The 13025-nt window shown below is 40.5% G+C and carries 16 protein-coding genes and 3 pseudogenes; 11 read left to right on the top strand and 8 right to left on the bottom strand.

The window, feature by feature from the left end:
* Positions 1-10: 10 nt before the first annotated feature.
* Both ACSLFW_RS16740 and rlmD read right to left on the bottom strand, forming a co-directional pair.
* Positions 11-583, bottom strand: a complete 573-nt coding sequence (locus tag ACSLFW_RS16740; RefSeq protein WP_436556704.1) for a DUF6452 family protein — start codon at positions 581-583, stop codon at positions 11-13.
* Positions 584-649: 66 nt separating this feature from the next.
* Positions 650-2062, bottom strand: coding sequence for a 23S rRNA (uracil(1939)-C(5))-methyltransferase RlmD (gene rlmD / locus ACSLFW_RS16735; protein ID WP_436556703.1), 1413 nt, complete (start codon positions 2060-2062; stop codon positions 650-652).
* Between the two features lie 158 nt (positions 2063-2220).
* On the opposite strand from rlmD, the gene ACSLFW_RS16730 reads away from it, so the two are divergent.
* The 5 genes and pseudogenes from ACSLFW_RS16730 to rocD all read left to right on the top strand — a co-directional run bounded on the left by ACSLFW_RS16730 (position 2221) and on the right by rocD (position 6216).
* Positions 2221-2895 (top strand): hypothetical protein, encoded by a 675-nt coding sequence (locus tag ACSLFW_RS16730; RefSeq protein ID WP_436556702.1) that lies wholly within the window; start codon positions 2221-2223, stop codon positions 2893-2895.
* A gap of 52 nt (positions 2896-2947) precedes the next feature.
* Positions 2948-3295: a sensor histidine kinase gene (locus ACSLFW_RS16725; RefSeq protein WP_436556701.1), complete on the top strand. Its 348-nt coding sequence runs from the start codon at positions 2948-2950 to the stop codon at positions 3293-3295.
* Between the two features lie 105 nt (positions 3296-3400).
* Complete coding sequence (locus ACSLFW_RS16720; protein ID WP_436556700.1) at positions 3401-3811, top strand: OsmC family protein; 411 nt, start codon at positions 3401-3403, stop codon at positions 3809-3811.
* Between the two features lie 179 nt (positions 3812-3990).
* Positions 3991-4596, top strand: a complete 606-nt coding sequence (locus ACSLFW_RS16715) for a DUF1003 domain-containing protein (protein ID WP_436556699.1) — start codon at positions 3991-3993, stop codon at positions 4594-4596.
* Between the two features lie 376 nt (positions 4597-4972).
* A pseudogene (gene rocD, locus ACSLFW_RS16710) lies at positions 4973-6216 on the top strand (ornithine--oxo-acid transaminase).
* A gap of 50 nt (positions 6217-6266) precedes the next feature.
* Here the strand turns inward: rocD and ACSLFW_RS16705 are convergent.
* Both ACSLFW_RS16705 and ACSLFW_RS16700 read right to left on the bottom strand, forming a co-directional pair.
* Positions 6267-6626 carry a CCC motif membrane protein gene (locus ACSLFW_RS16705; protein ID WP_436556698.1) on the bottom strand — a complete coding sequence of 120 codons (360 nt, stop codon included), beginning with the start codon at positions 6624-6626 and terminating at the stop codon, positions 6267-6269.
* Positions 6627-6649: 23 nt separating this feature from the next.
* Positions 6650-6934, bottom strand: a complete 285-nt coding sequence (locus tag ACSLFW_RS16700) for a DUF2752 domain-containing protein (protein WP_436556697.1) — start codon at positions 6932-6934, stop codon at positions 6650-6652.
* 102 nt (positions 6935-7036) lie between these two features.
* Between ACSLFW_RS16700 and ACSLFW_RS16695 the strand changes: the two genes are divergently transcribed.
* The 4 genes from ACSLFW_RS16695 to ACSLFW_RS16680 are packed head-to-tail and all read left to right on the top strand — an operon-like array spanning position 7037 to position 7751.
* Positions 7037-7222 carry a hypothetical protein gene (locus ACSLFW_RS16695; protein WP_436556696.1) on the top strand — a complete coding sequence of 62 codons (186 nt, stop codon included), beginning with the start codon at positions 7037-7039 and terminating at the stop codon, positions 7220-7222.
* Positions 7209-7403: a hypothetical protein gene (locus tag ACSLFW_RS16690; protein ID WP_436556695.1), complete on the top strand. Its 195-nt coding sequence runs from the start codon at positions 7209-7211 to the stop codon at positions 7401-7403. Before ACSLFW_RS16695 ends, ACSLFW_RS16690 begins: the two co-directional genes overlap by 14 nt.
* Positions 7354-7620 (top strand): hypothetical protein, encoded by a 267-nt coding sequence (locus tag ACSLFW_RS16685; protein WP_436556694.1) that lies wholly within the window; start codon positions 7354-7356, stop codon positions 7618-7620. Before ACSLFW_RS16690 ends, ACSLFW_RS16685 begins: the two co-directional genes overlap by 50 nt.
* Complete coding sequence (locus tag ACSLFW_RS16680) at positions 7572-7751, top strand: Smr/MutS family protein (RefSeq protein ID WP_436557481.1); 180 nt, start codon at positions 7572-7574, stop codon at positions 7749-7751. Before ACSLFW_RS16685 ends, ACSLFW_RS16680 begins: the two co-directional genes overlap by 49 nt.
* Before the next feature lie 113 nt (positions 7752-7864).
* Here the strand turns inward: ACSLFW_RS16680 and ACSLFW_RS16675 are convergent, their stop codons facing one another.
* Complete coding sequence (locus tag ACSLFW_RS16675; protein ID WP_436556693.1) at positions 7865-8821, bottom strand: hypothetical protein; 957 nt, start codon at positions 8819-8821, stop codon at positions 7865-7867.
* Between the two features lie 98 nt (positions 8822-8919).
* On the opposite strand from ACSLFW_RS16675, the pseudogene ACSLFW_RS16670 reads away from it, so the two are divergent.
* Both ACSLFW_RS16670 and ACSLFW_RS16665 read left to right on the top strand, forming a co-directional pair.
* Positions 8920-10048: pseudogene (locus ACSLFW_RS16670) on the top strand (cysteine desulfurase family protein).
* Between the two features lie 58 nt (positions 10049-10106).
* Positions 10107-10706, top strand: coding sequence for a porin family protein (locus ACSLFW_RS16665; RefSeq protein ID WP_436556692.1), 600 nt, complete (start codon positions 10107-10109; stop codon positions 10704-10706).
* 80 nt (positions 10707-10786) lie between these two features.
* Here ACSLFW_RS16665 and ACSLFW_RS16660 read toward each other — a convergent pair whose 3' ends face one another.
* From ACSLFW_RS16660 to ACSLFW_RS16650, 3 genes and pseudogenes are all read right to left on the bottom strand, one after another.
* The gene (locus ACSLFW_RS16660) at positions 10787-11158 is read right to left on the bottom strand and encodes a sensor histidine kinase (protein ID WP_436556691.1); all 372 of its coding nucleotides are present in this window, start codon (positions 11156-11158) and stop codon (positions 10787-10789) included.
* Positions 11128-12717, bottom strand: a complete 1590-nt coding sequence (locus ACSLFW_RS16655; RefSeq protein WP_436556690.1) for a PAS domain-containing sensor histidine kinase — start codon at positions 12715-12717, stop codon at positions 11128-11130. Before ACSLFW_RS16655 ends, ACSLFW_RS16660 begins: the two co-directional genes overlap by 31 nt.
* Before the next feature lie 33 nt (positions 12718-12750).
* Positions 12751-12900, bottom strand: a pseudogene (locus tag ACSLFW_RS16650) (hypothetical protein); the annotation flags it as partial.
* Between the last annotated feature and the right edge of the window lie 125 nt (positions 12901-13025).

Raw genomic sequence — 13025 nt, 5'->3', positions numbered from 1 at the left:
GAAACTGATGCTAAAAAAATATTTTGACATGTGTTTCATTTTCTGTTTCGATTTTTGATTCGGTGATTTCCATGCCTTTGATCCAGTTGCCCGGATTTCCGTTGTTGACGACTATAGGTGCACTAGGATCTGTAGGTAAATTCAGGTTGAACATCGTTTTGAATCCGCATGCTCTTGAGACATATTCTTCTGAACGCGTATAATTAAATGTGACGAGGTCGGTGAGTACTAACGCTTCATTCGCATTTCCGAAATTTAAAATGAATTTATATCGTGTACGGTCGCCAGCGGTGCGTAACGGAAGCGCAATCTTACTTTCGTTACTGAGATAAGGCGTGAGACTTCCTGCAGTTTCATTAAGCACAACGCCTTCATCTTCCTCAACCTCTGCATTTGGGTCGTCTTCTTTTATCCCGATAACTTTCAGATTGGTAACTTTTTTGAGAACAGCCGGATTACTGTAATCATAAAATTCAATGACGATACGCGGTGTTGTTGGCGTGCTGCCGTCGCAGATGTCATCTTTCTCGCATCCGGAAAAGGCAAATGCGCATGCCAATAATAAAAGAAATATTTTTTTCATAATTTAATTTCAAATTCAATAGCAATCTCAACTCAGATCTGCCGACTTCAACCTGCTATCTGCGGTCTATCTTCTTTCCAAAAGTACGACATTTTCCACGTGGTGCGTCTGCGGAAACATATCCACCGGACGAACGCGAGTGGCTTTGTATTTTTCATCCATCAAAGCCAAATCGCGTGCCTGTGTTGCCGAATTGCAACTTACATAAACCACTTTTTCGGGATGGATTTTCAGGATTTGCTCGACTACATCCTTATGCATCCCGTCTCTTGGCGGATCGGTAATGATAACATCCGGTTTTCCGTGTTTTGCGATAAAACTTTCGTTGAAAACCACCTTCATATCGCCTACAAAAAACTCACAGTTCGTAATATTATTGCGTTTTGCATTTTCTTTAGCATCTGCAATCGCCTCGGGAACGGCTTCGACGCCAATGACTTTCGCCGCTTGTTTTGAAACGAATTGCGCGATGGTTCCGGTTCCGGTATAAAGGTCATAAACGGTTTCATTGCCCGTCAATCCTGCAAATTCGCGTGTAATCTTATACAATTCATACGCCTGCGCGGAATTGGTCTGGTAAAATGATTTCGCGTTGATGCTGAAATGTAGTCCTTCCATTTCTTCAAGGATGTAATCGCGGCCTTTGTACAATTTCACGTCCTGGTCGTAAATCGTATCATTCGGTTTGCCGTTGATGACGTATTGTAACGACGTGATTTCCGGGAAACGTTGCGCGATAAAATCAAGCAGCAACTCGCGGTTTTCTTTTTCTTCCTTGAAAAACTGGATCAAGACCATGATTTCGCCGGTTGAAGCAGTGCGGATCATTAGCGTACGCAAAAGGCCTTCGTGGTTTCTAGGGTCAAAAAAATCCAGATTATTGTCTTTGGCAAATTGCCTGATTTCATTGCGGATGGCGTTTGACGGGTCTTCCTGAAGCCAGCATTTCTGGATGTCGAGGATTTTGTCCCACATTTTCGGGATGTGAAAACCGAGTGCATTTCTGCTGTCGATATCTTCTGAGCTCTGCACTTCCTTTTCGGTCAGCCAACGGGAATTGGAGAAACCGAATTCCATTTTATTGCGGTAGAAAAATTGATTTTCAGAACCTAAAATATCTTCAAATTCAGGCAATTCGATTTTGCCGATGCGCTGCAAGTGATTTTTCACTTCATTCTGCTTATAGAACAACTGCTGAGAATATTTCATGTTCTGCCATTTACAGCCGCCGCATACGCCAAAATGCTGGCAAACGGGCTCAGTGCGGTGTTCGGAAAACTCATGAAAATGAATGGCTTTTCCTTCGTAATACGCTTTTCGCTTTTTAAAAGTCTGTATGTCAACCACATCGCCCGGAACGACATTCGGGATAAAAATGACTTTACCATCCGGAGCTTTGGCAACTGAAACGCCTTTTGCGCCGGCATCATGAACCTTAATATGATTGAAAACGATTTTGTCTGTATTTTTTCTTCCCATGGCGCAAAAATAAGGCTTTGATTAGATTTATGATTGAAATGTTTAAATAATTTCCTGTTCGTCGTTATTAAGTGCAATTTAACAGGGAATATTGTCGTTTTTTCAAACTTAATTCTTTAATTTAACGTAAATATTTACGCCAAACTAACCCAACATCTATGAGACTCTACACGCAGTTATCAAAAGTGCCGTTGCTCAATAAAAGTTACGCCTTTAAATTTCTATTTGTTGCCTTTCTCGGTATACATCTTCCGCTTATCGGCATCATATTTTTCCTGGCTTTCTATGAGAAGGCCATGTCTGTACACAACATTTTTTATGTTACGTTGTCGGTTACGCTTGTTGCGACAGTCATTACGCTGATTTGCCTCAGGAAATTAATCAAGCCTGTAGAAGCAGCTTCGAAAGCACTTGAATTGTATAAGAATAAACGATTACTTCCAACAAATTTGCCTAATGAATTCGAAGACGAGGCAGGATTGTTAATGACTAACATCATTTCTTCGATAAAAAGTTCAGAAAACCTGCTCAAACAGAAACAGGATTTGATTTTTCTTTTGTCGCATGACCTTAAGAATTTTGCAGCAACTCCGGCGTCTTTGGCGCAGGTGATTCTTGATGAAAAACCGGCAGACAACATCAAATCTTCCGCTGAATTGATTTTACTTTCGACGGAACGCCAGACAGAATTCATTGAAAGTATATTAAGCCTCATGCAGGAAGAAGAAAAAATCGCTTCGCAGCATTTGCGTGTAAAAAGCGTTAGTTTTTCCGATATTGTCGCTACTGTAAACCAGGATACTCGGACAGAAGCTAAAGAACAAAAATATTAAACTTACTGTTGATAAAGATGTTGCCGAAGCTTATCTGAAAATCAGCCAGGAAATGCTGACGCAGGTCGTTATAAATCTTGTAGACAACGCGATTAAATTTTCGCATCCGGGTAACGAAATCCGCTTGACCATTGAAAAAACACACGCGCATCTTGAAATTGAAGTGAAGGACAACGGCGTTGGTTTTGACAATGGCGAAAGGAACGAACTTTTCCAGAAATTCACGAAAATGAGAAGGCCCGGCACACAAAACGAATCTACTACCGGAATTGGCCTTTACCTTTGCAACCAGATTATTAAAAAATCTGACGGCACGCTCAAAGCTGAAAGTAAAGGCGAAAATAGAGGTGCAACTTTCACCGTAAGACTCAAAGTCTACCGCAAATCACATTCCCATTAACATTGTTTTGTTTTTGTTAATTTTTAAATGACGTTTTTCGTTTTAGGAATTAATCGAGTAAATTTATACGATAACTATCACCACTAACAATTAAATAACATCCCCATGAAGAGAAATGCTACAGCAGTCTGGACCGGCTCTATTAAAGAAGGTAACGGAAAATTGACCACACAGAGCAAGGTTTTAGACAATGCGCAATATTCATTCAAGACCCGTTTTGAAGACGGAATCGGTACCAATCCGGAAGAATTGGTTGCAGCCGCACATGCCGGTTGTTTTACAATGCAACTTTCAGCTTTTATTACAGAAGAAGGATTCGAGATTGAACAACTGGAAACGAATTGCGTCATTACGATGGAAAATTTCACCATCACCAACTCACACCTGACGGTTAACGCGAAAGTTGCCGGAATCACGAATGATGCCTTTCAGGCATTGGTAACAAAGGCTGAGGAAAACTGCCCGATTTCTAAACTTTTTGATACAGAAATTACATCTTCGGCAACTTTGGCTTAAGAAATATTTCACCACAAATAAAAACTCCGTTGGTACGCTAACGGAGTTTTTGTGTTTTGTACATTTACTGAAAATGATTTTATGAAAGATAAGAAGTTGTTTACAAGCGTGATTTCCGGAAAGAGTTCCCGGAAACTGAACGAATTCCCGGAAGCGCCATCAGTTGTCCGGTTCTCGATTTGATACAGGCTGATTTTCCTGATTTCTCGTCGGCTTCGAATATTTCGGTCTCAGAATTGAATGTTTACAGAGAAAAATATATATCTGATTATCTTTCGAAAGAAACCGGTAACCTGTCCGATATGGAAACTGCTGTTTTGGAAGCGATGAAAACCGAAAGCCTGCTCTCTGTTGGCCTTGCTGATAATAAGAATGACGATTTTACATTTGGACAAAAAGTCGCTGATAAAGTCGCCACTTTTGGAGGAAGCTGGACATTCATCATCACCTTCAGCGTTTTTATTCTGCTTTGGATTTCGGCGAATATTTACTTCCTGGGCAACAAAGGATTTGACCCCTATCCGTTCATTTTACTCAACCTGATTCTTTCGTGCCTCGCTGCGTTGCAAGCGCCTGTCATCATGATGAGCCAGAACCGTCAGGAAGAAAAAGACCGTGATCGTGCCAAAGATGATTACATGATCAACCTGAAATCTGAAATGGAAATAAGGACGCTGCATGAAAAATTGGACCATTTGATCCTGCACCAACAGAAAGAGCTGATCGAAATCCAGAAGATACAGATTGAAATGATGAATGATATTTTGAGTAAGATTAAAGATTGATTTTGTCGCAGTTTGATGTGACTTTCTCAAGTTTTTAGTACAATCCCACATTATAAGATTTAACAATTTTTACGGCATTCCCGTAATACAACGTGTTGGAAAAAATCGTATTTTACCTTCAGGGAAGGGGAGGATGCATCCCTACGAAAAATTATAAATTTCCGGTTACGGGTTTGCCGTAAAAATTGTTAAAGTTTAATCGGGTTATAGAAGATATTTTTTTCAAATAAATATTGGTCGTTATATATAGTTGATGTAAATTATTTCGACTAAAATTTATTAAATCCGCAATAAAAAGGTTATTTTTGCGTCATATCTGGATGATTTCTCTCCATAAAGAAGGAATTGTAAAAGCATACTTCAAAAAGAAATTACAATGTCAGTTTTAGAAAAAACAAGTTCCGAAGCTTTAATTGCTGCAGAGAAAAAATATGGCGCGCACAATTATCACCCACTTCCGGTGGTATTGAGCAAAGGAGAAGGTGTTTATGTGTGGGATGTCGAAGGAAAAAAGTACTACGATTTCCTTTCCGCTTATTCTGCAGTCGACCAGGGACACTGCCATCCAAAAATCGTAAATGCGCTCACAGAGCAGGCGCAAACATTGACGTTAACTTCCCGTGCGTTTTATAACGACCAGTTACGAGCAGTACGAAAAATTCCTTACCGGATATTTTGGTTTCGACAAGGTCTTGCCAATGAATACAGGCGCCGAAGCTGTAGAAACTGCATTAAAACTTTGCCGCAAATGGGCTTATGAAGTCAAAGGAATCGAAGAGCACCAAGCGCAAATCATCGTTTGTGAAGGCAACTTCCACGGAAGAACCACCACAATCATTTCGTTTTCGAATGATGAAAATGCACGTAAGAATTTTGGTTCCGTATACAGCCGGATTCATTAAAATCGCTTACGATGACATCGATGCCTTAGAAAAAGCAATTACATCAACTAAAAATATTGCAGGTTTCCTTGTCGAGCCAATCCAGGGCGAAGCTGGCGTTTACGTTCCTTCAGAAGGCTATCTTTCGAAAGCAAAAGCGCTGTGTGAAAAGCACAATGTATTGTTTATCGCTGACGAAGTGCAAACCGGAATTGCGAGAACCGGAAGATTGTTAGCTGTTGACCACGAAAACGTAAAACCCGATATCCTGATTTTAGGAAAAGCGATTTCAGGTGGTGTTTATCCCGTTTCTGCCGTCTTGGCGAACGACCCGATTATGAATGTCATCAAGCCGGGGCAACACGGTTCGACTTTTGGCGGAAATCCGCTTGCAGCCGTTGTAGCCGTTGCAGCACTTGAAGTTGTTGAAGAAGAAAATCTCGCTGAAAACGCTGAATATCTTGGCCGTATTTTCCGAAATAAAATTGGCGAATACATAAAAACATCGAACATCGCTACTTTGGTAAGAGGAAAAGGTTTGCTGAATGCTATTGTAATTAATGATACTGAAGAAAGTTCAACTGCCTGGGATATCTGTGTAAAATTAGCCGACAACGGATTGCTTGCCAAACCAACGCACGGTAACATCATTCGCTTTGCACCGCCTTTGGTAATGAATGAAGAGCAATTGCTTGATTGCGTGGGTATCATCATCAAGACCTTAAAGACTTTTGAATAATAAAAAAAGCCGCTGAAATTTCAGCGGCTTTTTTGTTATAATTTTAAATTTTAGTGCTTTTGCTTTTGCTGGGCTTCGGTATAAGCTCTCATGAATTCTTCCCTTGCTGCCTGCATTCCGTCCCATCCAAGAGTATATAATTGGAAAGCGACATACAAAATGAAAACGATACTCAATACTAAACCGACTATTGAAATAATCCTTCCCGTGTTCAGGTTTTTGTAATTGGAATATAATTCCGGATTTTCCTGATACAATTTCATGTCCTTTTTGGCAAGTACAAGCGCAATGATTGAAAAAAGTAATCCGAAGATACCGTAACAGCAGCAGGTTACAATTGATAAAATCCCGAGTACGAGTACAGCCGTTGCATTAGGTAATTTTTGTTTTTCTAAAATTTGATTTTCCATAGTTGGTTATAAATAGTTATTGGTTAATGGTTTAAAATTTTATACAGATAAGCCGCAAGCATTATAATACCGTTGGCTATCGCAAGTGTAATAATTATTTTGTGATAATCCCGTGATTTATCGATAAAATTCATTCCGATTGAAGCGAAAAATAAAATCGTCGTATAAACCGCAGGGAACATATGAAACGCATTGATGAATTCGCCATTGCAAACCATCAGCAAAGATCTTTGCAGGCCACAGCCGGGACAGTCGACCCCGAAAATGGCTTTGTTCATGCAAGGCAACATGTATCTCTCTATGTTCATGGTGAAAAGTTGGTGTACAATTTTACAAAAAAAATAGAATCTGTGCTAAACTTTACTGCTATTCTTTGAAAGTTCTTTACTTTTGGATTTCAATCTGTTTTTATGAAGAAATTCCTCATTCCACTCATGGTCGTTTCCGGATTTTTCGGCGTTTATGAGCAAAGCAAAGACCAACCGAATATCTATATTGTTTGTGGCTGCATTGTAGTTTTTATGATCAGCCTGATGCAGTTTGGCTCGAAACTGCCAAGCAACCACAAAGAAAAAGACAACGATGACGTTCAGTAAAGGTGATAAGGTAACCGTGCTCGATGAAGCGATGGACGGCGTTGTGATCTGGTCACTTAACAACCGAATCATGGTGCTCACAACTGACGGCTTTGAACTGGCATTCGACGCGAAGGAATTATTGAAGACCGGTGAAAGCAATCTCAACTTCAACATCGGCCAAATCTCAATCAAATTATAAAGAGAAAGAAATCCCGAAACCACGCAGTTTTATTAAGGAGAAAAAACCGAAAGAAATCCCACCACCGGAATTCGACCTTCATATCGAAAAGCTCGTGAAGAATTTCCGTTCGATGAGCAATTATGAAATCCTTACTTTACAGACAGAAACCGCGAAAAGACACGTAGAATTCGCCATAAAAACAGGATTCCGAAAATCGTTTTTATTCACGGTGTAGGTGAGGGCGTACTCAAATCAGAATTGGATTTCCTGTTAGGCAGGTATGACAACATTGATTTTCGCGATGCCAACTACCAAAAATACGGATTGGGCGCAACTGAGATTTTTATCCGGCAACAGAAAGGATGATTTCAATGTCAAAAATCAATTTCAATTTCAATTTCAAAAATCAAATTTCGATTTGAGCGTATTGTGCCTTGTTGAGCTTGATTTTTGAAATTGCTTTTTTTGAAATTTATCAGTTATCCTTGGGTTACAAATTCCCCAAACAAATAATTGGTTCCCAAAGAAAATTCCAATTGATTGGAAGGATTCTTATATTTTACATTCCTGAATCTAATCGTATGCACAAAATTAGGGCCGTTCGTAGTGGTTTCGACTTCAATAACACCACCTTCTTCGCCTTCCCATAATTCGCTTCGAGCAGGCGTTGTCGGAGTCGTCGCAGCACAGAAATATTCTAAGGTAAGTCCGGTTGTAAAAACGCGGTAATTGAGTTTATTGGTAGCCGAGATAGCTGCAGTTCTTGGTTGACCTGTAGCCGTGGTTTCATTTGCAAACAAAGTCGCATAAGTTGCCGCGTCCAGATTAAGTGTCAGCGCCTGAACACCCGAAAACTTAAAAAGTAAGTTGTTGGAAGTACAATCGTTGATGTTGATATTGTTAAACGCTACCGGCTGCAGAGCATCGGTTCTGTAGGTGCCGAAAGTTATGGAATCATTGCTTTGCTCTGTCCCGTCGCCGCGGTCAAAAACAATGTTCTTGAACGTGATGGTGTGGTTATAACCCGTGATGACAGTCGCGCCCGTTGTTTCGTTTAGCGGATTAATAACATTGGTCACGATTTCAATATCACCCGCAATTGCGACCCATTCGGTTTTAACAGTCGGTGTCGACGAAGGGATGGCCGTACAAATATCTGTTTCTGCAAGTTCATCATTGTATAACCTGTAAATAACCTGATTGGCGCCGCCGATGTGAACGATATCTGTGCCGACTTCATTCGGGAAACTTTCCTTCGGAATTTTTACAATCAGCGCTTCTTTGCCGTTAATTTTAAATACAAAGAAATTATCAGTATCTACATTGCATTTTTTGGTTTCAACAGTACTGAAGTCGAAAGATTCAACCGTTATATCACCGTCATCACAGCCGTTCAGCAAAAAAACAAAGAAAAACAGGCACAAGATTTTTTTCATAGCAGGATTAATTTACGCAAAAATAATCAAAAAAACGACAATTAAGAATTGCCCTGTCACAATGAAATCACAAAGTGAAAATCGTTAACTTTGCACCAATGAAAAAAATTTACCTCGATAACGCGGCCACTACCGCCATTCGCCCTGAAGTCATCCGGGAAATGGTCAGGATAATGACTGACGATTATGGAAATCCGTCATCTACGCACAGTTTTGGACGCACTTCTAAAAACAGCCTTGAACTCTCCCGAAAATCCATTGCGAAACATCTGAATTGCACGGCACAGGAAATCATTTTCACATCGGGCGCGACCGAAGCCAACAACTGGATTTTGCGCACTGCCGTCAAAGACCTGAAAGTACAGCGCATCATCACTACAAAAATTGAGCACCATGCCGTCTTGCATGCGATTGAAAAAATACAGCATGAATTCAATATTCAGGTTGATTTTTTACCGATTCAACCTGACGGAACAATTCGTTTAAGTGATCTTTCAGAATTGCTGTCAGATGATATTCCCACATTGGTTTCATTGATGCATGTCAATAATGAAACCGGTGTTGTGCTTGATTTGCAGCAAACAGGAACCATTTGCAAACAATATGGCGCTTATTTTCATTCGGATACCGTACAGTCGATTGGCAAAACGAATTTTGATTTGCAACAATTACCGATTGATTTCCTGACCGCGAGCGCACATAAATTCCACCTAACCGAAAGGCGTTGGCTTTGCATTTATCAGGAAAGGACTTCTCGTAAATCCTTTGTTTTTCGGTGGAGAACAGGAGAAAGGCCTGCGCCCCGGAACAGAATCTGTGCACAATATTGTCGGAATGGCAAAAGCATTGGAATTGTCGTATCAGCATCTTGAATCGGAGCGAGAATACATACACAACCTAAAAAAATATGCTTTCAGTGAACTTATTAAACATTTTCCTGATGCAAAATCTAACGGCAATTTTGAATCGACATTTTATAATATCCTCAATGTATTGTTGCCATTTTCTGAAGAAAAAACCATCATGATATTGTTTCATCTGGACATGAAAGGTATTGCGGTTTCCCGCGGAAGTGCCTGTCAGTCAGGAAGTATAAAGCCGTCGCATGTGCTGGCAGAAATGCTTTCCGAGGAATCGATAAAACAACCAAGCCTTCGCATTTCGTTCAGTCATTTCAATACAAAAGAAGATATCGATCGGTTGATTGGCGCATTGCAAACATTATAGGTATAATTTTTGCTATTGATTTTCCGGCACTACAATTATTATGATTAAAAAAAATACTATGAAAAAATTACTTTTCGGACTGATGGCTCTCATTGGCACTTTCTCCGCCCATGCACAAGGTAAAAAAAATGTCGAATTTGGCTTTAATGCAGGTTACAATGCGGCTGCAATTTCTACGGACGATGGCGACACCGATTCAAGGTCGACTTTCAATTTCGGGTTTTCAGCAGATTATTATTTCAGTACAAGCTGGAGCCTCAAGGGAAAATTGATTTACGATAAAAAAGGATATGACAACGGTCTTACCAGTGGCGTCACTACTGACATCAAGCTGGATTACCTGACAGTTCCCGTAATGGCAAGCTGGCATTTCGGCCCTGACAGGATTTTTTACGCGAATATCGGTCCGTATGTTGGGTTTTTGCTCAACGCCAAAGAGACTTCTTTTGAAAATGACATTAAGAATGAAGTCAATTCAACCGATTTTGGAATTTCTTATGGTTTAGGTGTAAAAGTCCCTGTGTCAGATAAACTGCGTCTTTTCTTTGAACTTGAAGAAGCCGATGGTTTGACGAATGTCTTTAAAGATAACGATGGTTACGACAACTGGAACCGTCGCGCAAGCATTAATTTCGGTGTAAATTTTCTTTTGAAATAAAGCCCGAAATTTCAATATTTTTATCGTCTTTACGCTTTGCCGGACTGTTTTTGGTTGCAAAGTGCAGAGGCGATTCCTTTTTAAACCAATTTTCCGGTTTGTTTTAAAGGAAGCATTATGGTAAATGATGCACCTTCATTGCGCACTCCGGAAGCGGTAATTGTGCCATGATGCCTTTCAACAATTTTCTTGCAAAGCGCCAGCCCCAATCCCGTACCTTCATATTGGTCTTTGGCGTTGAGCCTCGCAAATGGGTTAAAAATTTGTTCCAGGTATTCTGTTTCGAGGCCAATGCCATTGTCGCTAATGACAATTTCTGCAAAATTATCTTTTGTTGAAGATGAAATCGAAATCCGCGAAGGCGTGTCTGCTTTTGAAAATTTAAGTGAATTATTAATCAGGTTGTAAAAGAGCTGGTAAATCAAAACCGTTGCACCTTCGATAACGGGCAATTTGTCTTTTTGATTTTACCGTTTTTATTGAGAATCAATACTTCAAGGTCATGTTCGATGTTGTCGACGATTTCGTTCAGGTCAATGGTTTCAATCGGTTGTTCAGACGCACGCAGGGCAGAGTAGGTGAGTACGCCTTCGATCATCGAGAACATCCGGTCTGTGGCATTCTGGATTTTTCCCATGTAAAACAATCCTTTTTCAGAAAGATTGTCTTTAAATTCATTTTCAAGCATGTTGCCAAAAAATTTTATTTTTCGCGTCGGTTCTTTTAAATCATGGCTGGCAACATGTGCAAAATGCAGCAAATCTTCATTGGAGCGATGCAATTCCTGCGTGCGTTCGTTCACTAATTTTGTAAGCTGTTCTGCAAATTGCATCTGCTCTGTAATGTCTTGAATTACACCTAAAAGCGTTGTCGGCATGCCTTCTTCAGAGAAGATCACTTTCCCTTTCACCCTTACCCAATGAATCGAATTGTCGCTCCAGACGACCCTTGCTTCATAATGAAGGTTACCGGTTTTGAGTGATTCCTGATGTGCTTTCTCGCGTATGGAAAGATCTTCCGGATGCACGCTTTTGACAATGTCGTTGCGGGTCTTTGCGTTGTGAATACCCCAGATGCTGTTAAACCTTTCAGATGTTCTGATTTCGTCTGTAATTAAATTGGATTCGTAAACACCCAAATCGGCAGATTCAATCGCAAGCCGTGCTTTTTCCTGCGCTTCTTCAATTGTTTTGCGGGCTTTGACCTGTTCAGTAACATCTGTGGCCACATGCAATATCGATGCAATTTTTCCTTCTTCAAGCATCGGAGTGTAGGAAATGTTGAAATATCGGTCTTCGATTACATCATTTTGCAGCAACGCAATCGGCACCTCAATCCCGACGTAAGGTTCGCCGGAGTTGTATACTTTATAAATAATATCAAGTACGGGCTGGTTTTTTAATTCGGGAATGGCATCAAGCATTGGTTTTCCGATGATGTCTGCCGTCTTATTGATCATTTTCAGCAAAGGCGTATTGATGATTTCAAAAATCATATCATCGCCTTTTGTCAATCCGATTGCGACCGGTGCATTTTCAATCATCGAGCGAAAACGGAACTCACTTTCCTCGATTTTTTTCCGGATAATGACTTCATCTGTAACGTCAATCGCAGTATCAATGATGCCGTAGATTTTGCCGTCGGAATCGAACACCGGTTTATACGTAAAATCATAATAAAAAGTATGAAGCACACCGTCGCGCATTAATTGTGCCGGTTCATTCACGGCTTCATAAGTTTTTCCGGTAAGGTAAATGTCGTCAAGAATATCAAGGAATGGCTGTCCAATCAGTTCAGGAACGGCTTCGCGCAGCGGTTTCCCGATAATCGATTTGTCTTTGCCCCATGCATTGAGCATCTTAAAGTTGGCAACCTCGACAATCATGTCTTTTCCGGTGAAAAGGCATTTAGCGACAGCAGATTCTTCAATAAGCCTGCGGAACCTGATTTCGCTTTGCTCGAGCCTGTGATTCACAATATTAAGATCGGTTACGTCGGCAGCGGTATTCATGACACCATAGATTTTTCCGTTTGCGTCGTAAAGGGGCGTAAAGCTATAATTGAAGTAGAATGTTTTTGGAGTACCACCAACAACCAGTTCGAGTTTTGTATTCTGGGCGTGAAACGGGACACCGGTATCAAATACATCGGTGAGCTGCTCAAATATTTCCTGGTTTTCGAGTTCAGGAAGTATATCGGAATATAATTTTCCGATGACGTCGTTGCCTTTTCCCAGATATCCAGAATGGTTTGATTGGCGAGGTAAATCTTCATTTCACGTCCTGTGTAAACGCCGATTGGGAACGGCGCACTTTCTAC

Origin of the sequence: Flavobacterium sp. 3HN19-14, from assembly GCF_051373205.1 — a bacterium.
In the GTDB taxonomy this organism is placed as follows: Bacteria; Bacteroidota; Bacteroidia; order Flavobacteriales; family Flavobacteriaceae; genus Flavobacterium.
This window is presented reverse-complemented; position numbering and strand designations above follow the sequence as displayed.